Raw genomic sequence first — 23,912 nt, forward strand, 5'->3', positions numbered from 1 at the left:
CCTGCTTTTTTATGCAAACTCCTGTAGGAGCTGCCGAAGGCTGCGATCTTTTAAGAAGCCACCAGACGAAAAAAAGCCCCGCATTAGCGAGGCTTATTCGTATCAATCCGGATCAACTGCCTTTGACAGCCTTGCCGTTGACCGTGCCGTCGAGGAGCATGATGTTGTACTCCTTGCCGTCGGTTTCAACCTGTTGCAGACGAACCAGCAGGTAATCCCAGTCCTTGGCGAACCACAGGACGGTAATGCGTTTGCTTTGTGTCGGGTCGCGCACGCGCTCAACCTTGATCGCATCAATCTGGCCAGCCTTGGTGTCGACTTTCTCCGAACCCAGCACGCGGAAGTCATAAGTGTCGACTTCGCCATCATCGACGACCTGATAACTCATGCTTTTCTTGCCGGCGGCGACGTCGTGCTGCAGCGCCAGTTGGTAGGTGGACTTGTCGACCATGCCACGGTTGAGCGGGATCTTCACCGGATCGCCACGATCGGTGCCGGTGACCATTTTGGTGGTCCAGTCGAAGTCCAGGTCAGCTTTCTTGGCTTTGCCCAGGCCACCACGTTCGAAGTGGTAGGACTGGGGCAGCAGGGTGTCCTTGTCCACGGTCAAGGTACTTTCTTCAGTCAGGCTGGCGATCATCATCGAAGCCTTGAAGCTGAGCTTCCAGACACCGTTGGCTTGCTTGGTCAGGTTGCGTTCGGCAGTGCCGCTCATGGGCAACTGCTTCCAGTCGGCGGTGTAGCTGGCGGAGAAGGGTTGAAGGTCTGCAGCCTGCGCAAAAGGCAGGACGAGCAGAGCGCAAGCGAAGAGCAGGGCGCGACGCATAAAATCTCCTAGGTTCGAATCAAGTGGCCGCTGGCCGCGAGTAACTTCCCATCCAGTAAAGCACCTTGCTCGCCGAGTGATAAACGACCTTCGGCAAACCAGCGTACAGCCATCGGGTAGATCAGGTGTTCCTGGGCATGGACTCGCTGCGCCAGACTCTGCGGCGAATCGTGCAACTCTACCGGTATTACTGCCTGTACGACCAGTGGTCCGCCATCGAGTTCCTCGGTGACGAAGTGCACGGAACAGCCGTGCTCAGTGTCGCCGGCCTCCAGCGCGCGCTGATGAGTGTGTAACCCTTTGTATTTGGGTAGCAGCGAGGGATGGATGTTGAGCAGGCGACCCTGGTAGTGACGCACGAAGTCAGCGCTGAGAATGCGCATGAAGCCGGCCAGTACCACGAGTTTGGGGTTGAAGGCGTCGATCAGTTCAATCAGCGCGGCATCAAAGGCCTCGCGGCCTTCGAAAGCCTTGTGATCCAGGGCGCGGGTGTCGATACCCGCGTCCCTGGCGCGTTGCAGGCCAAAGGCATCGGCGCGGTTGGAAATCACCGCAGCGATGCGGACCGGGCTGTCGCCGGTCCGCGTGCTGTCGATCAAGGCCTGCAAGTTACTGCCGGTGCCGGACAACAGCACCACCACATCACAGGTGACGGACATTAATGAGCCTTGAGGTTCTTCAGTTCAACCTGAGCCGCGCCTTCGGCAGCGGTGGCGATCTGACCGATGACCCAAGGCTGCTCGCCGGCTTCACGCAGCACGTTCAGCGCGGTTTCAACGTGCTCTTGAGCGACACAGATGACCATGCCCACGCCGCAGTTCAGCACGCGGTGCATTTCGTTTTCGTCGACGTTGCCTTTCTCTTGCAGCCAGTCGAATACGGCCGGGCGGGTCCAGCTTGCGACGTCAACCACCGCTTGAGCGCCTTTTGGCAGAACGCGCGGGATGTTGTCCAGCAGGCCGCCACCGGTGATGTGGGCCATGGCTTTGACGGCGCCGGTGTCCTTGATCAGCTTGAGCAGCGGCTTCACGTAGATACGGGTCGGAGCCATCAGCAGGTCGGTCAGCGGTTTGCCGTCGAGCTGGATGTTTTCGATATCTGCACCGGACACTTCGATGATCTTGCGGATCAGCGAGTAGCCGTTGGAGTGCGGGCCGGAAGACGGCAGGGCGAGCAGGGCATCGCCGGCAGCGACTTTCGAACCGTCGATGATTTCGGATTTTTCCACAACGCCGACGCAGAAGCCGGCCAGGTCGTAGTCTTCGCCTTCGTACATGCCAGGCATTTCAGCGGTTTCGCCGCCGACCAGGGAGCAGCCGGACAATTCACAGCCAGCGCCGATGCCGGTCACGACCTGGGTCGCGGTTTCGACGTTCAGTTTGCCGGTGGCGTAGTAGTCGAGGAAGAACAGTGGCTCGGCGCCGCAGACCACCAGGTCATTGACGCACATGGCAACCAGGTCGATGCCGATGCTGTCGTGCTTGTTCAGGTTCAGTGCCAGGCGCAGCTTGGTGCCGACGCCGTCAGTACCGGAAACCAGCACTGGCTGCTTGTAGCCGGCCGGGATTTCGCAGAGGGCGCCGAAACCGCCCAGGCCGCCCATGACTTCCGGGCGCGCAGTACGCTTGGCGACGCTCTTGATGCGTTCGACCAATGCTTCACCGGCGTCGATGTCTACACCGGCGTCCTTGTAGCTCAGGGAGGGTTGCTTGCTCATGATCCAGGCCTTTAGGGGGGATTCAGGGGTAACGACCGAGTCCAGTGGGACCGCCGAAACGAACGAAGGCGAGTGCCTTGCGCGAATTTCAGGGTGCCCGGCTGTTGCCGGTCTGCGAAGGCGCGCGATTTTATCAGGCTTGAGGGGCAGCGGCCATCCTCAGGCCGACAGCAGGGGCATATCGGCATAAAAAAACCGTTATTGCGCGTGTTGGCGACCTTGCCGATGGCTGTATAAGGTATCGCCAGTTACCGTCTATCGTTATGGCAGTGCTAAAAACTACCGAGGTCGTGTGAATGTTTTGCGCCGGGCGATGGTCACAGCCTTGCTCGATTGTCTTCATGCGGTCTGTTCCAGCCGCTCTTGTCGTCAGGAATCCTCCATGCGTTTTTTCAGATCATTGTTTGTGGGTTGTTTGTCACTGGTCAGCCTGGCGAGTCATGCCGAAACCGTCAAAAGCCTTTATCAGGTGCGCGAGCCTGTCACCAGTCAGGCACCTGAGGAGCGCGATCAAGCTACCCAGCGAGCGCTGGACACGCTGGTGTTGCGTCTGACCGGCGACCCCAAGGCTGCGCAAAGCCCAGGGTTGGCGGCCATCCGCAAAGACCCGCAACAGATCATCAGTCAGTACGGCTTCGACGCCGGGCCGCCGGAAGTGCTGAAGGTCGATTTCGACCCGGCCACCACCGAACAGGCGTTGCGTCGTGCCGGGTTATCGCTGTGGGGCGCGAACCGGCCGTCGATCCTTGCGTGGTGGTTGAACGACTCCACCGAGGGTTCAAGTCTGGTGGGTGATGGCCAGGCCGCCGCTGCGCCGCTGCGTCGCGCCGCCCAACACCGTGGATTGCCGCTGCGTTTGCCTTTGGCGGACCTGAGCGAACAACTGGTCGCCACGGCGCCAAATCTTGAAGGTACGGATGCGGCGCCACTGCGCGGTGCATCGGACCGTTACAACGCTGACGCCTTGCTCGCGGTGCATGCCCGTGAAGAGGGCGGCCAGTGGCAGGCCAAGTGGCATTTGTGGCTGGGCGATCAGAAGGAGGCGGGTAACGTGCAGGGCGCGGATCAAGCCGCCGTGGCCGATGCGGTGATGCTGGCGGTCAGTCAACGACTGGCACCGCGATTCGTCGTCAAGCCAGGTGCTTCGGGCGAGCAATTGCTGGAGGTGCAGGGTATGAACCTGGAACGCTACGCAGCACTCGGACGTTTGCTGGAACCCTTTGGTGCGCGTCTGCAAAGTGTTGACGGTGACCGGATTCTTTACCGGGTCAACGGCAGCGCCGATCAACTGCGGGCGCAGCTGTCGCTGGCGAAGTTGCAGGAGGTGGCGGCAGGTGAAGCGCCGACCCCGGCCGCACCTGTTCAACCCGTGGTCGACGGTGTGACACCTGCCGTGGCGCCAAGCCCGGCTCCGACACCGCAGTTGCGTTTCCGTTGGTAAGTTTTTTCTTTCCTTATATAGAAGCAGGAGTGGTTCATGGCCGATACGCGGCGTTGGTTCTGGTTGGGTGGGGTGATCCTGCTCTGCGCGTTTGTCTGGCTGTTGCATCCGATCCTGACGCCATTTCTGGTGGCGCTGCTGTTGGCCTATCTGTTCGATCCGCTGGTGGATCGGCTGGAGAAGGCTGGTCTGTCGCGAACTTGGGGCGTGGTGGCGGTGTTTGCGCTGTTCACCTTGATCTTCACGGCGTTGCTGCTGGTGCTGGTGCCGATGCTCGCCAAGCAGTTGTTTCGCTTGTATGAGCTGGCGCCGCAGATGCTCGACTGGTTGCAGCACACCGCACTGCCGTGGGCGCAATCGAAGTTCGGGCTGTCGGATGGCTTCTGGAAATTCGACAAGCTCAAGGCAGCGATCAGTGAGCACATGGGCCAGACCACCGACATTGTCGGGATCGTGCTGAGTCAGGCGACGGCTTCCGGCCTTGCGTTGATCGGTTGGCTGGCGAATCTGGTGTTGATCCCGGTAGTGAGTTTCTACCTGCTGCGGGACTGGGACTTGATGATGGCCAAGATCCGCAGCCTGCTGCCCCGTGATCGCGAAGCGCGCATCGTGACCCTGGCGGGTGAATGCCATGAAGTGCTCGGGGCGTTTGTGCGCGGGCAGTTGCTGGTGATGGTGGCGCTGGGCGTGATCTACGCGGCGGGCCTGATGCTGGTGGGGTTGGAGCTAGGGCTGTTGATCGGCCTGATTGCCGGTTTGGCGGCGATCGTGCCGTACATGGGGTTTGTCATCGGGATTGGCGCGGCGTTGATTGCCGGTCTGTTCCAGTTCGGTGGCGATTTGTATCCCATGGTCGGTATCGTCGCGGTGTTCATGGTCGGTCAGGCGCTGGAGGGCATGGTGCTGACGCCGTTGCTGGTGGGCGATCGGATCGGTCTGCACCCGGTGGCGGTGATCTTCGCGATCCTGGCCGGCGGCGAGCTGTTCGGTTTTACCGGGGTGCTGCTGGCGTTGCCGGTGGCGGCGGTGATCATGGTTCTGGTGCGCCATGTTCATGATTTATATAAGGATTCTGATATGTACGGGGGTGTCGACGAGCCTGGGCTATAAGGCTTGTTGATGGCTCATTGCGGGCCGCCCGGTTCATTGCCGGGCTGGCCTGTATCCTTCGCGTGACTGTCACCTGTAGCGCCAAAGAAACAGCCATAAAACCGGTGCATTAACGCAAACCTTTGATTTTGCTTATGGTCTGTCGCATTGTGCGGTCAGCGTCACGGGTATAAACTTCGCAAACTTTACACAGAGGCCACTAACGGTTCCTTTGGAACTGTTCAGTCAGCATGAAACCGATTCAGCTGCCCCTAGGTGTGCGTCTGCGTGATGACGCTACCTTTATCAATTACTACCCAGGCGCCAATGCCGCTGCACTCGGCTATGTCGAGCGGCTTTGCGAAGCCGATGCCGGCTGGACCGAAAGCCTGATTTATCTCTGGGGCAAGGACGGGGTAGGGCGTACGCATTTGTTGCAGGCGGCCTGCCTGCGCTTCGAGCAGTTGGGAGAGCCGGCGGTGTATCTGCCATTGGCCGAACTGCTGGATCGTGGCATCGAAATCCTCGACAACCTCGAACAATACGAACTGGTGTGCCTGGATGACCTGCAAGCAGTCGCCGGGCGGGCGGATTGGGAAGAGGCGTTGTTCCATCTGTTCAATCGTCTGCGTGACAGCGGTCGGCGGCTGCTGATCGCCGCGTCGACATCCCCGCGTGAACTGCCGGTGAAGCTGGCGGACCTCAAATCCCGTCTGACCCTGGCGCTGATCTTCCAGATGCGCCCGCTGTCCGACGAAGACAAACTGCGTGCCTTGCAACTGCGTGCTTCCCGGCGCGGCCTGCACCTGACCGACGAGGTCGGACATTTCATTTTGACTCGCGGTACCCGCAGCATGAGTGCGCTTTTCGAGTTGCTTGAACGTCTCGATCAGGCCTCCCTTCAGGCTCAGCGCAAGCTGACGATTCCGTTCCTGAAAGAGACTCTGGGCTGGTAAAGCCAAGCCCTGGCGGGGTTTTGGCGTATTTCAGGCGCCAGAAAATCCGCTTTCCTACAGGGTTGCAGGCTGCGCGAGTGTCTAAATGGGGCTTAAGCGCTTAGATGTAAGCGCGAAACCAAGAAGTCACATAAAGTTCGATTGAATTTGCAAATGAGGTTGATAGCGGGCATAGTCTCGGCTTCTTTACAACTATCAGCCACGGTCGTGCCCATGCTAAATCGCTTTGCACCCCTCGTGCCTCTCGCACTCGTCACCCTGTTGTTCGGTTGCGCTGCCCACTCTCCAGTGACTCAGCAAGAGCAACAACAGCAGGTTAAAAATTCAGTTACCGCCCAATCTTCTTCCGTTCTTTTCCAGGAAGAGCTGGCCACCGATAAAGAACTGGCAGACTTCGCCGACGGCAAGTCGTACCAGCTTCCGGTTCTGGCCGACAGCATTCTCGAACGTGGCATGTCCCTGATCGGTACCCGTTACCGTTTCGGCGGCACCTCCGAAGCCGGCTTCGATTGCAGCGGCTTCATCGGTTACCTGTTTCGTGAAGAGGCCGGCATGAACCTGCCGCGCTCCACTCGCGAAATGATTAACGTGGACGCTCCGCTGGTGGCTCGCAGTGCCCTCAAGCCCGGCGATCTGCTGTTCTTCGCCACCAATGGTCGTCGCGGTCGTGTAAGCCACGCCGGGATCTACCTCGGTGACAACCAGTTCATCCACTCCAGCAGCCGCAAAAGCGGTGGGGTCCGGGTCGATAGCCTGGGCGACAGCTACTGGAGCAAGACCTTTATCGAAGCCAAGCGCGCACTCGCGATGGCCCCGACCGTGGTTACGGCACGCAAGTAAGCCTTTCAAGCTGCCGCCACGTCTGTGGCGACAAAACGACTCTCTGCAACAGAGTAGGCGGATGGTTTGTAAGGCGAACTTAAAGTCTTACTTGAAGTTTGCCGCGTAGCCGCTAGAATCCTGATCTATTATTGATGGCAAACCGCCTGCGTCTTGCGCAGGCGGTTTTCTTTTCTGCCCTGTCGGTGGAAAAAGCCGCAGCCAGATCAGGATGTTCTGCTTATGACGATGTCGGCCCGCCTCGCAATCATGTTCTTCGCAGCGCTGCTCAGCGCTTGCGCCAGTCGCACACCGCCGCCTGCGCCGGTGGTTCGCGCTCCCATCGTATTCGGTCCCTCCCAAGCCTTTTCGCCAGAAGCGGAAGACGTGCTGTTTCGCGCGCTCGGGCTCGTTGGCACGCCCTATCGCTGGGGTGGCAACACACCGGATTCGGGCTTTGATTGCAGCGGGCTGATCGGCTATGTCTACCGTGATGTTGCGGGTATTTCCTTGCCACGCACCACTCGCGAGATGATCAGCATGCAAGCGGCCAGTGTAGGCAAGGAAGGCCTGCAAACCGGCGACCTGATTTTCTTCGCCACCAATGGCGGCTCTCAGGTCAGCCATGCCGGGATCTACGTCGGTGAAGGTCGCTTCGTCCATGCGCCGGCCACCGGTGGCACGGTGAAGCTCGACAGCTTGTCCAAGGCTTATTGGCAGAAAGCCTACCTGAGCGCCAAGCGCGTTTTGCAACCTGAGCACCTGGCGCGCAATCCCTAGTTGGCAGAGGTTGTCATGACCGCTCGCACGCTCAATCTCGACGATTCCCTGTATCAATACCTGCTCGACGTTTCCCTGCGGGAAACGCCGCTGCTCAAGCGCCTGCGCGACGAAACCCAGGCGCTGCCCATGGCACGCTGGCAGGTGGCGCCGGAGCAGGGGCAGTTCCTCGCGTTGCTGGTGAAGCTCACCGGCGCCAGAAAGCTGCTGGAAGTCGGCACCTTCACCGGTTATAGCGCCCTGTGCATGGCGGCGGCATTGCCAGATGACGGTTCGCTGATCTGCTGTGATATTCCCGGTGACTACAACGCCATCGCGCGCCGTTACTGGCAGGAGGCCGGGCTCGCCGATCGAATTGACCTGCGCCTGGCACCTGCACTGGAAACCCTGAGCCAGCTGGATCAGCCAGGGCAATTCGATCTGATCTTCATCGATGCCGACAAGGCCAACTATCCTGGCTATCTGGAGCATGCGCTGCGTCTGCTGCGCGTTGGTGGCCTGGCGGTGTTCGATAACACGCTGTGGAGCGGAAGGGTGCTGGAGGCGAATCCGGAAAGCGAAGACACCCGCGCCATCCAGGCGCTCAATCGCGCCTTGAAGGATGATTTGCGTGTGGATCTGTCGTTGTTGCCGTTGGGGGATGGATTAACGTTGTGCCGCAAGAAGTAGGTGGTCGTTGAAAGGATCGCAGCCTTCGGCAGCTCCTACATTGGATGGCGTACACCCTGTAGGAGCTGCCGAAGGCTGCGATCTTTTGATCTTTATTTAGTCGCGGATACGCGCCACACCTTGTTCCCCACATCATCCGCCACCAGCAAACCTCCCTGCTGATCAATCACCACGCCCACCGGACGGCCCATGGCTTTTTCGTCGTCAGTGAGGAAGCCTGTGAGCACATCAACCGGTTGCCCGTTCGGTTTTCCCCCCGCGAACGGCACGAAAATCACTTTATAACCACTGTGCGGCTTGCGATTCCACGAGCCGTGCTGGCCGATGAATGCGCCTTCCTTGAACTGCGCCGGCAGTGCGTTGCCTTCGGCAAACGTCAGGCCCAGCGACGCGGTATGCGGACCGACCGCGTAGTCCGGCGCAATGGCTTTGGCCACAAGGTCCGGGTTTTGCGGTTCGACGCGAATGTCGACGTGCTGGCCGTAATAGCTGTAAGGCCAGCCGTAGAACCCGCCGTCCTTCACGGAAGTGATGTAGTCCGGCACCAGGTCGCTGCCGATTTCGTCCCGCTCATTGACCGCCGTCCACAGCGCGCCGCTCTGCGGCTCCCAGGCCAGGCCGTTTGGATTGCGAATCCCCGAGGCGAAGATCCGATGGTTGCCGGTGGCGCGGTCCACTTCCCAGATCGCCGCGCGACCTTCTTCCTGATCCAGGCCGTTTTCGCCGACATTGCTGTTGGAGCCCACCGTGACGTACAGCTTGCTCCCGTCCTTGCTGGCGATGACGTTTTTGGTCCAGTGGTGATTCAGCGTGCCGCCCGGCAGGTCGACCACTTTGATCGGCTGCGACTTGATCGCCGTATCGCCATTTTCATAGTGGAAGCGCAGCAGGCGATCCGTGTCGGCGACGTACAGGTCATTGCCGATCAGGGTCATGCCGAACGGTGAATTGAGGTTTTCCAGAAACACTGTGCGGGTTTCGGCGATGCCGTCGTGATCCTTGTCCCGCAGCAATGTGATGCGGTTCGGGCTCGGTACGCCAGCACCGGCCCGGCCCATGACTTTACCCATGACCCAGCCACGAATGCCTTTGCCGTCATCGGGTTTGGGTGGTGCGTTGGTTTCAGCGACCAGCACGTCGCCATTGGGCAGCACATAGAGCCAGCGCGGGTGATCGAGCCCTTCGGCAAACGCCGCCACCTGAGTCCCCGCCGCGGCGGTGGGTTTGGCACCGTCCGGCCAGCCGATCGCCGGGGCGATGTTCACCGTCGGGATCAGGGTCTTGTTCGGTTCTGGCAGTTTGGGCGACGGTCCGGTGCCGTCGGAGACTTGCAGGCTGGAGGTTTCACCACAGGCGGCGAGCCCTCCGGCGAGCGCGATGACGAGAACGAGCTGGGGCTTGCGCATGCTGATCTTCCCTATGAATGCATTGACCTAATCATAGAGAAGCTTAGTCGTGCGATGGTTCAACCGGTCAGCCGCGGGCTTCCCTGAGCAAGATGGCAATGCCGGGGTGATAGTTGCCGGCTTCGTTGCGCAACTTGCGATAGGCGTACGGGAAATACCAGGCCACGGCGCAGGTATGTTCCTTTTGCAGGTCGTCGACCATGTCCTGAAGCTCTTCCGGCGTAGCACTATGCTGGGCCTTTTGCGGTGCAACGAACAGGCAGCCGAGTTTCAGGTCGCTGGCGTAGGCGATCCTTTTCGCGTCGCTGGTGATATCGATCAGGGCCTGACTCAGGTTCAGACTGTTGACCCGCGGCCAGCGTTGAGTGGCCTGAAGGTAGGCGCGTTCTTCGGGGGTGGCGATAAACAGATCGGCGCGGGCGTTGCGTTCACCTTCTTCGTTCTGTTTGCGGGTTGGCGTTTGTTGCAGCGTGACCATTTCCGCCATCCAGGCAGCCGCGGAGAGCAACCCGAGGTTGGCTTTTTCGTCGTACCAGTAAGGCGTGTCGTTATCGCCACGCACGGCATTGTAGCGGTCGATACAGTCAAACCAGCGTTCCAGCACCGGACGCAGGAATTCCAGCTTCGGGTTGCTGATGATCATGCCTTGCATGTGGCTCCCTCTTCTTATTGTGTTGTCAGGTTGTGGCTCTTTGATATCACTGCTGTGAGTGTGGCACAAGATTGACGTCATTTAGTTGATCAACGGCAGTTATTCGCTCAGTGGCGTCCCGGCTTTAATTGACGCTCCACCCCCAACCCTCTAACCTTCGCGGCTTGTTTCAGGTGCTCTGTGGCATTGGTCGACAGAGTGAAACAGGGAAGCCGGTGAGTCATCTCTTCCAGGGAAGAAGATCACGATCCCGGCGCTGCCCCCGCAACGGTAAATGAGTGAAGACTGTGCCTTGAGCCACTGTGTCGATAATCGACATGGGAAGGCGCGCAGTCCGGCGAACGCCGCTCATGAGCCCGGAGACCGGCCTGATTCATCCAGTGGCATCACGGTGGGCGATGCCAGGCTTCTTGCCGTCTATTCTTGTGCCTGCCCGCCGTTTCCAGCCTCAACGGAGAGCTCCCCCATGACTGATACCCCCGATCGTGACGAACGCCATTTGGCGCGCATGTTGCGTAAAAAAGCCGTAATCGACGAACGCATCGCCAACTCTCCGAATGAATGCGGCCTGCTGCTGGTGCTGACCGGCAACGGCAAAGGCAAGAGCAGTTCGGCGTTCGGCATGCTCGCCCGGTCCATGGGTCATGGCATGCAGTGCGGCGTGGTGCAGTTCATCAAGGGCCGCAACAGCACCGGCGAAGAATTATTCTTCCGGCGCTTCCCCGAGCAGGTGCGTTTTCATGTAATGGGCGAAGGCTTTACCTGGGAAACTCAGGACCGCCAGCGCGACATCGCCGCCGCCGAGGCCGCTTGGGCGGTGTCGCGCGAATTGCTGCGCGATCCGTCCATCGGCCTGGTGGTGCTCGATGAATTGAACATCGCCCTCAAGCACGGTTACCTCGATCTCGATCAGGTGCTCAGCGATTTGCAGGCGCGTCCGCCGATGCAGCATGTGGTGGTTACCGGTCGCGGCGCCAAACCGGAGATGATTGAACTGGCCGACACCGTTACCGAAATGGGCGTGATCAAGCACGCATTCCAGGCCGGGATCAAAGCGCAAAAAGGCGTCGAATTGTGAGTCAACCACGTCATTGCCCGGCGGTATTGATTGCCGCGCCGGCCTCCGGTCAGGGCAAGACCACTGTCACCGCTGCGTTGGCCCGTTTGCATCGCAATCAGGGGCGCAAGGTTCGCGTGTTCAAGTGCGGCCCGGATTTCCTCGACCCGATGATTCTCGAGCGCGCCAGCGGTGCGCCGGTGTATCAACTGGACATGTGGATGGTCGGCGAGCAGGAAAGTCGTCGATTGTTGTGGGAAGCAGCCGGTGAGGCGGACCTGATCCTCATCGAAGGCGTCATGGGGCTGTTCGACGGTACGCCGTCCAGCGCCGATCTGGCGCGACACTTTGGTGTGCCGGTGCTTGGCGTGATCGACGGCACCGCCATGGCGCAGACCTTTGGTGCGCTGGCCCTGGGGCTGGCTCGCTATCAGCCGGACTTGCCGTTCGCCGGGGTGTTGGCGAACCGCGTCGGCACGTTGCGTCACGCGCAATTGCTCGAAGGTAGCCTGACCGAAGGCTTGCGCTGGTACGGTGCGTTGTCCCGGGAAACCGGGATCGAATTGCCGAGTCGGCATCTTGGTCTGGTTCAGGCCAGCGAGCTCAATGATCTCGATCTGCGTCTCGATGCGGCGGCCAATGCCTTGGCCAGCAGCTGCGAGGTCGCGCTGCCGCCGGCGGTGGAATTTGCCGCTCCTGATGTGATCGCTGCCGAGCCATTGCTGGCCGGCGTGCGGATTGCCGTGGCCCGTGACGAGGCGTTTGCCTTTACCTATGGCGCGAGCCTGGATCTGCTGCGGGCCATGGGCGCCGAGCTGCTGTTTTTTTCGCCGATCCGTGACGCAAGCTTGCCGGAGGCAGGCAGCCTCTACTTGCCCGGCGGATACCCTGAATTGCACCACGTGGCGCTTTCACGGAACACAACGATGCTGACCGCCATTCGTGCTCACCATGCCGCCGGGAAACCGCTGCTGGCTGAATGCGGCGGCATGCTTTATCTGCTCGATTCGTTGACCGATGTCGAGGGCACTCGCGCTGAACTGGTCGGCTTGCTGGCAGGGGATGCGGTGATGCAAAAGCGTCTGGCAGCGTTGGCACTGCAAGCGGTCGAATTGCCGGAAGGTTCGTTGCGCGGGCACACCTATCACCATTCGTTGACCCGCACTGAACTTGAGCCGATTGCTCGAGGCCTGAGCCCTAACGGTGGGCGTGGGGCGGAGGCGGTTTATCGTGAGGGGCGGATGACAGCCTCTTATGTGCATTTCTATTTTCCGTCCAATCCATCGGCGGTTGCCGCGTTGTTTGCGCCTGACCTTGAGGTCGCCTTCGCGAGCAGGCTCGCTCCCACAGTTGACCGTGTATTACCTGAAGAAATGCAAATCCCTGTGGGAGCGAGCCTGCTCGCGAAGCGGCCATGACGGACAACGCTTTTTCCGAAGCCGAACGCGCGGCCGTCTACCGAGCCATCGGCGAACGCCGCGACATGCGCCACTTCAGCGGCGGTACGGTCGAGCCCGAGTTGTTGAGGCGCCTGCTCGAAGCCGCACACCAGGCACCGAGTGTCGGCCTGATGCAGCCCTGGCGGTTCATCCGCATCAGCGATCGAACCCTGCGCGGCAAGATCCAGCAGTTGGTAGAAGAAGAACGAATCCGCACCGCCGAAGCCCTCGGCGAGCGCACTGATGAATTCATGAAGCTCAAGGTCGAAGGCATCAACGATTGCGCCGAGGTATTGGTCGCAGCGCTGATGGACGATCGCGAGCGTCACATCTTCGGCCGTCGCACCTTGCCGGAAATGGACATGGCCTCGTTGTCCTGTGCGATCCAGAACCTGTGGCTTGCGTCCCGCGCCGAAGGGCTAGGCATGGGCTGGGTCTCACTGTTCGAGCCACAAGCACTGGCAGACCTGCTGGGTTTGCCCGCCGGAGCCAAGCCATTGGCAGTTCTTTGCCTGGGACCGGTCAAGGAATTCTATCCGGCGCCGATGCTGGTACTCGAAGGCTGGGCGCAGGCGCGTCCGCTCAGCGAATTGCTGTATGAAAATTATTGGGGAGTGAGTCAATGAGTGTGGCGTTGTTGAGTGTCGCCGCGGTTGCGCTGGATGCGCTGCTGGGTGAACCCAAACGCTGGCATCCGCTGGTGGCGTTCGGCCGTTTTGCTGACCGCATCGAGCAACGTTTCAATGGTGAGGGTCGCGGCTGGCGCAGTCATGGGGTCACCGCTTGGGTGATCGCGGTGTTGCCGCTGACCTTGCTGGCCACGGCGTTTTCCTGGGCGCCTTATGTCGGCTGGATCGTCGAGATTCTCGTCCTTTATTGCGCCCTTGGCATGCGCAGCCTCGGCGAGCATGTCGAGCCGGTGGCCAAGGCCCTGCGTAGTGATGATCTGGAAGAGGCGCGCGCGCGCGTGGGGTATCTGGTCAGCCGTCAGACCAGCGAACTGGATAAAACCGAAGTGGCACGCGCCGCCACCGAATCGGTGCTGGAGAACGGCAGCGATGCCGTGTTTGCCGCGTTGTTCTGGTTTGCCGTGGCCGGTGCACCGGGCGTGGTGCTCCATCGATTGAGCAACACCCTGGATGCTATGTGGGGTTATCGCAACGAACGCTTCGAGCGCTTCGGTTGGGCGGCAGCAAAGATCGATGACGTGCTCAACTATATTCCTGCACGCCTGGTGGCGTTGACCTACGCGCTGCTGGGCAAAACCCGACTGGCGTTGAAATGCTGGCGCACCCAGGGCCCGACCTGGGACAGCCCGAATGCCGGCCCGGTGATGGCGGCGGGTGCCGGTGCGCTCGGCGTCGAGTTGGGTGGGGCGGCGATTTATCACGGTGAACTGCATCAGCGTCCGCCACTGGGTGAAGGCGTGCCGGCAGACGCCGACGCCATCGACCGTGGCTGGCAATTGGTCCAGCGCGGGGTATGGTTATGGTTGCTGATCCTCTGCGTGGGGGCTGAATTCTATGCTTGAGCACGGTGGCCGATTGCGCAAGGCGGCGCTCGAATACGGCATCGCCGAAGCCGATTGGCTCGACCTGTCCAGCGGCCTTGCGCCCTGGCCGTTTCCGGTCCCGGAGATTCCGCTGCGGGCCTGGGCGCGTTTGCCGGAAACCGATGACGGTCTGGAGCAGGCGGCCTGCGATTACTATGGCGCCGCCCAGGTACTGCCGGTGGCCGGTTCGCAAATGGCAATCCAGCTGCTGCCGCGTTTGCGTCGGGCCGGCAAGGTCGGCGTGCTCTCGCCGTGCTACGCCGAACACGCTGAAGCGTGGCGGCGCAGTGGCTACATCGTGCGTGAAGTGCTGGAGCAGGAAGTCGACTTTTTCCTCGACAGCCTCGACGTGCTGGTGGTGGTCAACCCGAACAATCCGACCGGCCTGAGCCTGACCCCGAGTCGTCTGCTCGACTGGCATTCAAAACTGGCCCAGCGCGGTGGCTGGCTGGTCGTGGACGAAGCGTTCATGGACAACACACCGCAGCTGAGCCTGGCGCCGTTTGCCCATCAGGTCGGGTTGATCGTCCTGCGCTCCTTCGGCAAGTTTTTTGGCCTGGCCGGCGTGCGGCTGGGGTTCGTGCTGGCCGAGCGCAAGCTGCTTAAATTATTGGCCGAACAAGTGGGGCCGTGGGCGGTCAGTGGGCCGACCCGGGTATTGGGCCAGGCTTGCCTGCTGGATGCTGAAGGGCATGCCCGGCAACGGGTGCGCACTGAAGCTGCCAGCGAGCGTCTGGCGCTGCTGCTTGAACAGCACGGTTTCAAACCCCAGGGCGGTTGCGCCCTGTTTCAATGGTTGAGCACCGACTGCGCTGAAGAGCTGCATGAATTTATGGCCCGGCGCGGCATTCTGCTGCGGTTGTTCACAAACACCAGCAGCCTGCGTTTCGGCCTGCCTGCCGATGAAGCTGACTGGACACGTCTCGCGCAAGCGTTCGACGCCTACGCCAAGGAATCCCGATGACCACATTGATGGTGCAGGGCACCACGTCGGACGCCGGTAAAAGCACGCTGGTGACGGCGTTGTGTCGCTGGGTCACGCGCCAGGGCGTCAGCGTGGTGCCGTTCAAGCCGCAGAACATGGCGCTCAACAGTGCCGTGACCGCCGACGGTGGCGAGATCGGACGTGCGCAAGCGGTGCAGGCTCAGGCCGCTCATCTTGAACCGCACACCGACATGAACCCGGTGCTGCTCAAACCCAACAGCGACACCGGCGCTCAGGTCATCATTCATGGCCGCGCGGTCACGACGATGAACGCCGTTGCCTATCACGACTACAAAGCCATCGCGATGCAAGCGGTGCTGGCCTCCCATGAACGGTTGAGTGCGGCGTATCCAGTGGTGATGGTTGAAGGCGCGGGTTCACCGGCCGAGATCAATCTGCGTGCTGGCGATATCGCTAACATGGGGTTCGCCGAGGCGGTGGACTGCCCCGTCGTACTGATCGCGGACATCAATCGTGGCGGTGTTTTCGCGCATTTGGTGGGCACGCTGGAACTGCTGTCGCCCACCGAGCAGGCACGGGTCAAAGGCTTCATCATCAACCGTTTTCGCGGCGACATTGCGTTGCTGCAACCTGGCCTCGACTGGCTGGAAGAACGCACGGGCAAACCGGTGATTGGCGTTCTGCCCTACGTGATGGACCTGCACCTGGAAGCCGAGGACGGCATCGATCAGCGCCAGACCGACAAGGCCGATCAAGTACTGAAAGTGGTGGTGCCGGTATTGCCGCGCATCAGCAACCACACCGATTTCGATCCGCTGCGCCTGCATCCGCAGGTGGACCTGCAATTCATCGGCCCCGGCCAGGCCATTCCCCCCGCCGACCTGATTATTCTCCCCGGCTCGAAAAGCGTGCGCAGCGACCTCGCGTATCTGCGGGCCAATGGTTGGGAGACTGCCATCACCCGACACTTGCGCTACGGCGGAAAAGTGTTGGGGGTCTGTGGCGGTCTGCAAATGCTCGGCGAGCAGGTGCACGACCCGCTGGGCCTCGAAGGCGCGCCGGGTTCCAGCACCGGGTTGGGCTTGCTGGCGTTCGAAACGCAGCTCGAAGAAGAGAAGCAATTGCGCAATGTGCGCGGGCGGCTGGCGCTGGAAGATGCGCAGGTCACTGGCTATGAAATCCACGCCGGGGTGACCACCGGGCCGGCGCTGGAAAACGCCGCCGTGCAGTTGGACGATGGTCGTTGCGACGGTGCGCAAAGTGCTGACGGGCAGATTTTCGGTACCTATTTGCATGGCCTGTTCGAATCGCCGGCGGCGTGCAGTGCGCTGTTGCGCTGGGCCGGTTTGCAGGATGTGCAGGAAGTGGATTACCACGGGTTGCGTGAGCGGGATATCGAGCGGCTGGCGGATCTGGTGGAGAAGCATCTGGATACCCGACTGTTGCGTGAACTCTGCGGGTTTTAGGGCGATTTCGAGGACGCTATCGCGAGCAGGCGCGCTCCCACATTGAAGCGCGGTCAACGGTGGGAGCGAGCTTGCTCGCGATGACTTAAGTCGCTACACCGCCAATTAAAAGGTTATGAACATGCTGCAACTGATCCTCGGCGGCGCCCGCTCCGGCAAAAGTCGTCTGGCTGAAAAACTGGCAATAGACAGCCGGCTCCAGGTGACCTACATCGCCACCAGCCAACCACTGGACGGTGAAATGAACGAACGGGTGGCCCATCACCGCGCCCGTCGTCCCGCCGAATGGGCGTTGATCGAAGAGCCGCTGGAACTCGCCCGTGTCCTGCGCGAAACCGCTAGCGCTGAGCGTTGCCTGCTGGTGGATTGCCTGACCCTGTGGCTGACCAATCTGCTGATGCTCGACGACGCCGAGCGTCTGACGGCCAAACGCGATGCCTTGTTGGACTGCCTGGCGTCTTTGCCGGGGGAAATCATTTTTGTCAGCAACGAGACCGGAATGGGTGTCGTGCCGCTGGGCGAATTGACTCGCCGCTATGTCGATGAAGCCGGTTGGCTGCATCAAGCTTTGGCCGAGCGCTGTCAGCGAGTCGTCCTGACCGTCGCCGGCCTGCCCCTGACTCTGAAAGGAACCGTGTTATGACTCAACCCTGGTGGCTGAACCCTTGCAAACCGATCGATGCCCAAGCGGTCGAGCAGGCCGAGGCGCGTCAACAACAGCTGACCAAACCGGCCGGCTCCCTCGGACGGCTGGAGTCGGTGGCGGTGCAATTGGCCGGATTGCAGGGGCAGGTCAAGCCGAGCCTGGATCAGTTGTGGATCGCGATTTTTGCCGGTGACCATGGCGTGGTCGCCGAAGGCGTGTCGGCTTTTCCCCAGGAAGTCACCGCGCAGATGCTGTACAACTTCGTCAGTGGCGGCGCGGCGATCAGTGTGTTGGCGCGGCAACTCGGGGCGTCCCTCGAAGTGGTCGACCTCGGCACGGTGACGCCGTCGTTGAATCTGCCCGGCGTGCGCCACTTGAACATCGGCGCAGGCACCGCGAATTTTGTTGAAGGCCCGGCCATGACTCAAGCGCAGGGCGAACTTGCCTTGCAGGCCGGTCGCGACAGCGTGCAGCGTGCCCTCGCGGCAGGTGCGCAGCTGTTCATCGGCGGTGAGATGGGCATCGGCAACACCACCGCAGCCAGCGCATTAGCCTGCGCATTGCTGGATTGCCCGGTGGTGCATTTGACCGGCCCAGGCACCGGCCTGAACGCGGCGGGTGTCAGCCATAAAGCCCAGGTCATCGAGCTCGCCTTGGCCTTGCACAACGCTCAGCGTGACGATGTGCTGCAAACCTTGTTCAACCTTGGTGGTTTTGAAATCGCGGCGCTGGTCGGTGCGTATCTGGCGTGTGCCCAGGAAGGCGTCGCGGTGCTGGTGGACGGGTTCATTTGCAGCGTCGCTGCGTTGGTGGCGGTGCGCTTGAACCCGGATTGCCGTCAGTGGCTGTTGTTCGGTCATCGCGGTGCCGAGCCGGGGCATCGCCATGTGCTGGAGACCTTGAACGCCGAGCCGTTGCTGGATCTCGGTCTGCGTCTGGGCGAGGGCAGCGGCGCTGCGTTGGCCGTGCCGTTGCTGCGTCTGGCCTGCGACCTTCACGGGCAAATGGCGACCTTCGCCGAAGCGGCCGTGGCGGATCGTCCGGCATGACGTTGCGCCTGGACCTGTTACGCCACGGCGAAACCGAACTCGGCGGCGGCCTGCGCGGCAGCCTCGACGATGCGCTGACCGGCAAAGGCTGGGAGCAGATGCGCGCGGCGGTCGTCGAGCAGGGGCCTTGGGATCGTTTGGTCAGTTCGCCGTTGCAGCGTTGCGCGCGATTCGCTGAAGAGCTCGGTGCGCAACTGGGTTTGCCGGTGCAGTTGGATAATGACCTGCAAGAACTGCACTTCGGCGCCTGGGAAGGGCAGAGCGCAGCGGCGTTGATGGAAACGGATGCCGAGGCGTTGGGATTGTTCTGGGCCGACCCTTATTCGTTTACGCCGCCTCAGGGTGAACGGGTCGAGGATTTTTCGACGCGGGTGTTGGCGGCGGTTGAGCGTTTGTACGCGACCTGTGCGGGTGAGCGGGTGTTGCTGATCAGTCATGGCGGGGTCATGCGCTTGTTGCTGGCGCAGGCGCGAGGATTGCCGCGGGAGCAGTTACTCAACGTTGAGGTCGGCCATGGTGCGTTGTTCTCGCTGTCGGTCGAGTCCGGTGTTTTGTTAAGGGAAGCGATCTGACCATGTTGCCTTTCTGGATCGCCCTGCAATTTTTGAGCAGTCTGCCGATTCGCCTGCCGGGCATGCCGGCGCCACAGGAACTGGGGCGTTCGCTGCTGTTTTATCCGTTGGTGGGGCTGCTGTTTGGCGCGATTCTGTGGGCGTTGAACTGGCTGTTGCTCGGTACGCCATTGCTGCTTCACGCGGCGCTGTTGTTGACCGTTTGGGTGTTGCTCAGTGGCGCACTGCATCTGGACGGTCTGGCCGATAGCGCCGATGCGTGGCTCGGTGGGTTTGGCGACCGTGAGCGCACGCTGACCATCATGAAAGACCCTCGCAGCGGGCCGATCGCGGTGGTGACGCTGGTGCTGGTGTTGCTGCTCAAATTCGCTGCGTTGCTGGCGTTGATCGAGCAACAGCACGACGCTGCCCTGATCATCGTTCCGTTGATTGGCCGCAGTGCATTGCTGGGATTGTTCCTGACCACGCCTTATGTGCGTGCCGGCGGATTGGGGCAGGCACTGGCGGATCATTTGCCGCGTTTGGCCGGTAAGCAGGTGTTGGCGGTCAGTGCGTTGGCGTGTGTTCTGATTGCCGGCCTCAGCGGTGTTTTGGCGGTGGCGTTGGCGGTGCTGGTGTTTGTCTGGTTGCGGCAGGTCATGCTGCGGCGACTGGGCGGGACGACGGGCGATACGGCGGGGGCATTGCTGGAATTGCTGGAGATGGTGTTGCTGGTCGGTTTGGCGTTGGTCTGATGGGGTGCGGTGGGTGTGCTGGCCTCATCGCGAGCAGGCTCGCTCCCACATTAAATCCCCTGCGAACATGGGATTTGTGTTCGACGCCGATCCAGTGTGGGAGCGAGCCTGCTCGCGATGGCGATCTACCAGACACCCTCCAGTCATTGAATGAACCCATCTGTAACTTGATTTAACACACTCGCGGGTATATACACGCACCATGCTCGACTCTCAATGTTTATGCATCAACCTGCGTCGCGCCGCCCGTGGCGTCAGCAGGCATTACGACGGCGCTCTCGACGGCTTCGGGATCAACGTTGCCCAGTATTCTCTGCTGTGCAATCTGCAGCGTCTGGATCAACCGAGTATTTCCACACTGGCCGAGGCCATGGGGCTGGATCGCAGCACCCTCGGGCGAAATCTGCGCGTGCTGGAGGGCGAAGGCCTGGTGAAGCTGGTCGAGGGCGAGGACATGCGCAATCGCATCGTCCGGCTGACCGAGGCCGGTGCCGAGCGCCTGGAAGCTGCCTTGCCGGCCTGGGAGGCGGCACAGCAGCGGTTGATTGATCGTCTGGGCACCGAAAAACGCGAAGCCTTGCTGAAGCTGCTGGACGAACTGGCTTGATGCCGGTTTGTTCGATCTTAAGCGGGTATATACCCGCTACCGGAGAATAAGAATGACATCGATGTGGCGTACTTGCGGTTGGGTGTTGGTGGGGAGTGCGCTGATTCTTGCGTTGTCTCTGGGTGTGCGACACGGCTTCGGTTTGTTTCTGGCGCCGATGAGCGCCGAGTTCGGTTGGGGCCGTGAGGTGTTCGCCTTCGCCATCGCCTTGCAGAACCTGATCTGGGGCCTGGCGCAGCCCTTCACCGGCGCGCTGGCCGACCGCTTCGGTGCGGCGAAAGTGGTGCTGGTCGGGGGCGTTCTGTACGCGTTGGGCCTGGTGTTCATGGGGCTGTCCGACTCGGCGGTGAGTTTGTCCCTGAGCGCCGGCCTGTTGATCGGCATCGGCCTGTCGGGCACTTCGTTCTCAGTGATCCTCGGCGTGGTCGGCCGCGCGGTGCCGCCGGAGAAACGCAGCATGGGCATGGGCATTGCCAGCGCCGCCGGTTCTTTCGGTCAGTTTGCCATGTTGCCCGGCACGCTGGGGTTGATCGGCTGGCTCGGCTGGTCGGCGGCATTGCTGGTGCTGGGCCTGTTGGTGGCGCTGATCGTGCCGTTGGTGGGCATGCTCAAGGACACGCCGTTGCCGGTACTCGGCCATGAACAGACCCTCTCTGAAGCACTGCATGAAGCCTGCTCCCATTCGGGATTCTGGTTGTTGGCGTTCGGTTTTTTTGTCTGCGGTTTCCAGGTGGTATTCATCGGCGTGCACTTGCCGGCGTATCTGGTGGACCAGCACCTTCCGGCTACCGTCGGCACCACGGTGCTGGCGCTGATCGGGCTGTTCAACATCTTCGGTACTTACACGGCGGGTTGGCTCGGCGGGCGGATGTCCAAACCGCGTTTGCTCACCGGTCTGTACCTGCTGCGGGCAGTGGTGATTACGTTGTTCCTGTGGGCGCCGGTCACGACGACCACCGCGTATCTGTTTGGCATGGCGATGGGCTTCCTGTGGCTGTCCACCGTGCCCTTGACCAACGGCACCGTGGCGACCTTGTTCGGTGTGCGAAATCTGTCCATGCTCGGTGGGATTGTTTTCCTGTTTCACCAGCTCGGATCGTTCCTCGGCGGCTGGTTGGGCGGGGTGGTGTATGACCGAACCGGGAGCTATGACTTGATCTGGCAGGTCGCGATTCTCTTGAGTCTGTTGGCCGCCGCCCTGAACTGGCCGGTGCGTGAGCAGCCTGTGGCGCGCCTGCAAACCCGGATGAGTGCGATATGAACAGTCTCTGGCCGCGGATCGCCCTAACGGCTGTCTGCGCCGTGCTGCTGGCCCTGGCATGGTGGGGCTGGCATCAGGGCGGGCTGGCGCTGATGCAGTTGGGTATGGGTGCTTGCTAGCAGGATGTGAGGGCGAGTAACTTCGATCCCGACGACTTCTCAAGGATGCACTGACATGCTGATGCGCTGGCTTGCAGTTCCCGCGTTACTGGTGGCGTTGACCGGATTGGCTCAAGCCGCCGAGTGCCCGGACCTTTTGCAAGGCTCGTTGCCCAGGCTGCGTGCCAAGGAATCCATCGACCTGTGCCAGCGCTTCGCCGGTAAACCGCTGGTGGTGGTCAACACGGCCAGCTTCTGCGGCTTTGCCCCGCAGTTCAAAAGCCTTGAGGCGCTGAATCAGCGTTACAAGGATCAGGGGCTGGAGGTGATCGGTGTGCCGTCCAATGACTTCAAGCAGGAGTCCAAGGACGGCGAAGAAACCGCCAAGGTCTGCTACGTGAACTACGGCGTGACTTTTACCATGACCGAGCCACAGAAAGTCCGTGGTGACGACGCGACTCATCTGTTCAAGATCCTCGCCAAACAGACCAGCGCACCGAAGTGGAATTTCTATAAGTACGTGGTCGATCGCCAGGGCAAGGTGATCGCCAATTTCTCCAGCCTGACCAAGCCTGATGACCCAGAGTTTATCGAGGCGGTGGAAAAAGCACTGGCCTCTCAACCCTGATCGACACTCACTAAAAAGCCCCGCCTCTGTACAAGAGCGTGGGGCTTTTTTTGATTCAGGCGGCGAGTCGTTCAGGCTCGCCGGGCATCATCAGAAGCGGTAGGTCGCACCGATACCCAAACCGTTTGCCGAGTTTTCATACTTGGCGCTGTAGTTCTGGTTACGAGCGTTGGTTTCGTTGATCTTGACCGACTCTTCGACCAGGTACGAGTACGCTACGTCGATGGTCAGGTCGTCGGTCGGGCTCCAGCCGGCGCCCAGACTGAAAATCTTGCGATCGCCCGTCGGAATGCGTGGGGAACGGTTTTCGTTGTTGGTCGGTGCCTGATCGACGGAGAAGCCGGTACGCAGGACCCATTGCTTGTTGACCTGATACGAAGCACCAATGGCGTGAGCCCAGGTGTCGTGCCAGTTCTGCTCTTCGGTGATGGTGCCGAACTGGGGACGCAGGGCCGCTGGAACGCCGTCGTTCTCGACGCTGATCTCTTTCAGGCGGCTCCAGCGAGTCCAGGTGCTGCCTGCGTAGAGAGTCCATTGGTCGTCCAGCTGATGAGTAACTGAGAAGTCGACCGACTCAGGTGTGGTGATGTCCAGCGACGCGTCGTACTTCTGGCTCGGGTTCTGACCCTGCAGCGCGAAGAGGCTGTAGTCGACCTTGGTGTTGCCCTCGAGCTTGTATTTCACTTTCGAGTGGTAGGTCAGGCCGACGCGAGTGCTATCGGTGGCTTGAACCAGGATACCGAAGTTGTAGCCAATAGCAGTGTCGTCACCCTCGATCTTGACTTTGCCGTCTGGACGGGCTTGCGTTGCCGACAGGTTCGATTCCAGGGTGCCGTCAATACGGTTGATGGTCGGACCGAAACCGATCGACACCTTGTCGTTGAAGGCATAGCTGACGGTTGGCTGCAAAGTGACGATTTTGACTTCACTCTTGCTACCGAAATAACGGCCGGCAAAGTTGTTCTCGTAGTCGGTCACCAGGCCGAACGGTGCGTATACACCGATACCGAATGCCCAATGGTCGTCGATTGGCTTGACGTAGTAGCCCATGGGTACGCCCATGAAAGGGACCATGTCACCTTTGTTGGTACCACCATTCGGGCGGGAGCTGGCATCACTGATGTCAGTGTGCGCGTCGATAAATGCAACACCACCGGTCACTTGTTCGCGCTTGAGGCGAGACATGCCGGCAGGGTTGCCAAAAACGGTGGATGCGTCATCGGCAGATGAGGATCGCCCGGCAAAACCTGTACCCATACCGCTGATGCTTTGTTCGTTGAGGGCAAAGCCACTTGCAAAGATCTGGGTGGATGCCAGGGCAACGGCAAGGCTAAGGGTGGTTTTGAGCATTACTTTTTTCATTATTAGAACTCCTGGTGATCACCGGGGCGGAAATTACCAACATTTTCGTCCCGGCGCCATAGGCTGTAACGCTTGATTTAGAGCGGTTTTGTAGGACAATCCAACCAGATTCGCGACCTGTTGTGCGATCTTCTGAAATT

26 protein-coding genes and 1 riboswitch are annotated in these 23,912 nt (G+C 60.7%); of the genes, 20 read left to right on the plus strand and 6 right to left on the minus strand.

The annotated features are described in order from the left end of the window. Nucleotides 1-112: 112 nt before the first annotated feature. From ACYZUD_RS32655 to purM, 3 genes are read right to left on the minus strand one after another with little or no spacing between them, the layout of a single operon-like run. Nucleotides 113-826 carry a DUF3108 domain-containing protein gene (locus ACYZUD_RS32655; RefSeq protein WP_462021885.1) on the minus strand — a complete coding sequence of 238 codons (714 nt, stop codon included), beginning with the start codon at nt 824-826 and terminating at the stop codon, nt 113-115. Between the two features lie 8 nt (nt 827-834). Further along, entirely contained in the window at nt 835-1,485 is a 651-nt protein-coding gene (purN, locus tag ACYZUD_RS32660) for a phosphoribosylglycinamide formyltransferase (RefSeq protein WP_462021886.1), read from the minus strand. Further along, nucleotides 1,485-2,543, minus strand: coding sequence for a phosphoribosylformylglycinamidine cyclo-ligase (gene purM, locus ACYZUD_RS32665; protein WP_010456810.1), 1,059 nt, complete (start codon nt 2,541-2,543; stop codon nt 1,485-1,487). The genes purN and purM overlap by 1 nt, the downstream gene beginning before the upstream one ends. Before the next feature lie 382 nt (nt 2,544-2,925). Here purM and ACYZUD_RS32670 point away from each other — a divergent pair, with 382 nt between their 5' ends. From ACYZUD_RS32670 to ACYZUD_RS32695, 6 genes are all read left to right on the plus strand, one after another. Next, nucleotides 2,926-3,984 carry a DUF2066 domain-containing protein gene (locus ACYZUD_RS32670; protein ID WP_462021887.1) on the plus strand — a complete coding sequence of 353 codons (1,059 nt, stop codon included), beginning with the start codon at nt 2,926-2,928 and terminating at the stop codon, nt 3,982-3,984. A 36-nt stretch (nt 3,985-4,020) separates the two neighbouring features. Beyond that, on the plus strand, nt 4,021-5,094 hold the full coding sequence (locus ACYZUD_RS32675) for an AI-2E family transporter (protein WP_462021889.1): 1,074 nt from the start codon (nt 4,021-4,023) through the stop codon (nt 5,092-5,094). Nucleotides 5,095-5,324: 230 nt separating this feature from the next. Further along, nucleotides 5,325-6,029 carry a DnaA regulatory inactivator Hda gene (gene hda / locus ACYZUD_RS32680; protein WP_008033543.1) on the plus strand — a complete coding sequence of 235 codons (705 nt, stop codon included), beginning with the start codon at nt 5,325-5,327 and terminating at the stop codon, nt 6,027-6,029. 213 nt (nt 6,030-6,242) lie between these two features. Further along, nucleotides 6,243-6,869 carry a C40 family peptidase gene (locus ACYZUD_RS32685; protein WP_462021890.1) on the plus strand — a complete coding sequence of 209 codons (627 nt, stop codon included), beginning with the start codon at nt 6,243-6,245 and terminating at the stop codon, nt 6,867-6,869. Between the two features lie 222 nt (nt 6,870-7,091). Beyond that, nucleotides 7,092-7,628, plus strand: a complete 537-nt coding sequence (locus tag ACYZUD_RS32690; RefSeq protein ID WP_462021891.1) for a C40 family peptidase — start codon at nt 7,092-7,094, stop codon at nt 7,626-7,628. Nucleotides 7,629-7,643: 15 nt separating this feature from the next. Next, nucleotides 7,644-8,297, plus strand: a complete 654-nt coding sequence (locus ACYZUD_RS32695) for an O-methyltransferase (protein ID WP_462021892.1) — start codon at nt 7,644-7,646, stop codon at nt 8,295-8,297. A 92-nt stretch (nt 8,298-8,389) separates the two neighbouring features. Here the strand turns inward: ACYZUD_RS32695 and ACYZUD_RS32700 are convergent, their stop codons facing one another. Then, the gene (locus ACYZUD_RS32700; protein WP_462021893.1) at nt 8,390-9,703 is read right to left on the minus strand and encodes a PQQ-dependent sugar dehydrogenase; all 1,314 of its coding nucleotides are present in this window, start codon (nt 9,701-9,703) and stop codon (nt 8,390-8,392) included. A gap of 67 nt (nt 9,704-9,770) precedes the next feature. After that, nucleotides 9,771-10,355: a hypothetical protein gene (locus ACYZUD_RS32705; RefSeq protein WP_462021894.1), complete on the minus strand. Its 585-nt coding sequence runs from the start codon at nt 10,353-10,355 to the stop codon at nt 9,771-9,773. Between the two features lie 154 nt (nt 10,356-10,509). Next, nucleotides 10,510-10,741, plus strand: a riboswitch (cobalamin riboswitch). Nucleotides 10,742-10,821: 80 nt separating this feature from the next. On the opposite strand from ACYZUD_RS32705, the gene cobO reads away from it, so the two are divergent. The 14 genes from cobO to ACYZUD_RS32775 all read left to right on the plus strand — a co-directional run bounded on the left by cobO (nt 10,822) and on the right by ACYZUD_RS32775 (nt 22,410). Further along, nucleotides 10,822-11,433, plus strand: a complete 612-nt coding sequence (gene cobO / locus ACYZUD_RS32710) for a cob(I)yrinic acid a,c-diamide adenosyltransferase (RefSeq protein WP_074874701.1) — start codon at nt 10,822-10,824, stop codon at nt 11,431-11,433. After that, on the plus strand, nt 11,430-12,830 hold the full coding sequence (locus ACYZUD_RS32715) for a cobyrinate a,c-diamide synthase (RefSeq protein WP_462021895.1): 1,401 nt from the start codon (nt 11,430-11,432) through the stop codon (nt 12,828-12,830). The genes cobO and ACYZUD_RS32715 overlap by 4 nt, the downstream gene beginning before the upstream one ends. Then, entirely contained in the window at nt 12,827-13,477 is a 651-nt protein-coding gene (bluB, locus tag ACYZUD_RS32720; protein ID WP_462021896.1) for a 5,6-dimethylbenzimidazole synthase, read from the plus strand. The genes ACYZUD_RS32715 and bluB overlap by 4 nt, the downstream gene beginning before the upstream one ends. After that, nucleotides 13,474-14,382, plus strand: coding sequence for an adenosylcobinamide-phosphate synthase CbiB (gene cbiB, locus ACYZUD_RS32725; RefSeq protein WP_462021897.1), 909 nt, complete (start codon nt 13,474-13,476; stop codon nt 14,380-14,382). The genes bluB and cbiB overlap by 4 nt, the downstream gene beginning before the upstream one ends. Then, a complete protein-coding gene (cobD, locus tag ACYZUD_RS32730; RefSeq protein WP_462021898.1) occupies nt 14,375-15,367 on the plus strand; it encodes a threonine-phosphate decarboxylase CobD in 993 nt (330 codons plus the stop codon). The genes cbiB and cobD overlap by 8 nt, the downstream gene beginning before the upstream one ends. Next, nucleotides 15,364-16,815: a cobyric acid synthase gene (locus ACYZUD_RS32735; protein WP_462021899.1), complete on the plus strand. Its 1,452-nt coding sequence runs from the start codon at nt 15,364-15,366 to the stop codon at nt 16,813-16,815. The genes cobD and ACYZUD_RS32735 overlap by 4 nt, the downstream gene beginning before the upstream one ends. Nucleotides 16,816-16,936: 121 nt before the next feature. Continuing rightward, on the plus strand, nt 16,937-17,458 hold the full coding sequence (gene cobU / locus ACYZUD_RS32740; protein ID WP_462021900.1) for a bifunctional adenosylcobinamide kinase/adenosylcobinamide-phosphate guanylyltransferase: 522 nt from the start codon (nt 16,937-16,939) through the stop codon (nt 17,456-17,458). Continuing rightward, nucleotides 17,455-18,510, plus strand: a complete 1,056-nt coding sequence (cobT, locus tag ACYZUD_RS32745; RefSeq protein WP_462021901.1) for a nicotinate-nucleotide--dimethylbenzimidazole phosphoribosyltransferase — start codon at nt 17,455-17,457, stop codon at nt 18,508-18,510. The genes cobU and cobT overlap by 4 nt, the downstream gene beginning before the upstream one ends. Next, on the plus strand, nt 18,507-19,082 hold the full coding sequence (cobC, locus tag ACYZUD_RS32750) for an alpha-ribazole phosphatase family protein (RefSeq protein WP_462021902.1): 576 nt from the start codon (nt 18,507-18,509) through the stop codon (nt 19,080-19,082). Before cobT ends, cobC begins: the two co-directional genes overlap by 4 nt. Nucleotides 19,083-19,084: 2 nt before the next feature. Continuing rightward, nucleotides 19,085-19,816 (plus strand): adenosylcobinamide-GDP ribazoletransferase, encoded by a 732-nt coding sequence (locus tag ACYZUD_RS32755; RefSeq protein WP_462021903.1) that lies wholly within the window; start codon nt 19,085-19,087, stop codon nt 19,814-19,816. Nucleotides 19,817-20,018: 202 nt separating this feature from the next. After that, a complete protein-coding gene (locus ACYZUD_RS32760) occupies nt 20,019-20,423 on the plus strand; it encodes a MarR family winged helix-turn-helix transcriptional regulator (protein WP_462021905.1) in 405 nt (134 codons plus the stop codon). A gap of 52 nt (nt 20,424-20,475) precedes the next feature. Beyond that, nucleotides 20,476-21,684, plus strand: a complete 1,209-nt coding sequence (locus ACYZUD_RS32765; protein WP_462021906.1) for an MFS transporter — start codon at nt 20,476-20,478, stop codon at nt 21,682-21,684. Continuing rightward, nucleotides 21,681-21,803, plus strand: coding sequence for a hypothetical protein (locus ACYZUD_RS32770; RefSeq protein ID WP_462021907.1), 123 nt, complete (start codon nt 21,681-21,683; stop codon nt 21,801-21,803). Before ACYZUD_RS32765 ends, ACYZUD_RS32770 begins: the two co-directional genes overlap by 4 nt. Nucleotides 21,804-21,858: 55 nt before the next feature. Continuing rightward, nucleotides 21,859-22,410, plus strand: a complete 552-nt coding sequence (locus ACYZUD_RS32775) for a glutathione peroxidase (RefSeq protein WP_462021908.1) — start codon at nt 21,859-21,861, stop codon at nt 22,408-22,410. A gap of 90 nt (nt 22,411-22,500) precedes the next feature. Here ACYZUD_RS32775 and ACYZUD_RS32780 read toward each other — a convergent pair whose 3' ends face one another. Then, nucleotides 22,501-23,772: an OmpP1/FadL family transporter gene (locus tag ACYZUD_RS32780; RefSeq protein ID WP_462021909.1), complete on the minus strand. Its 1,272-nt coding sequence runs from the start codon at nt 23,770-23,772 to the stop codon at nt 22,501-22,503. Nucleotides 23,773-23,912: the final 140 nt, after the last annotated feature.

The sequence above is a fragment of the Pseudomonas sp. XS1P51 genome (genome assembly GCF_054897845.1).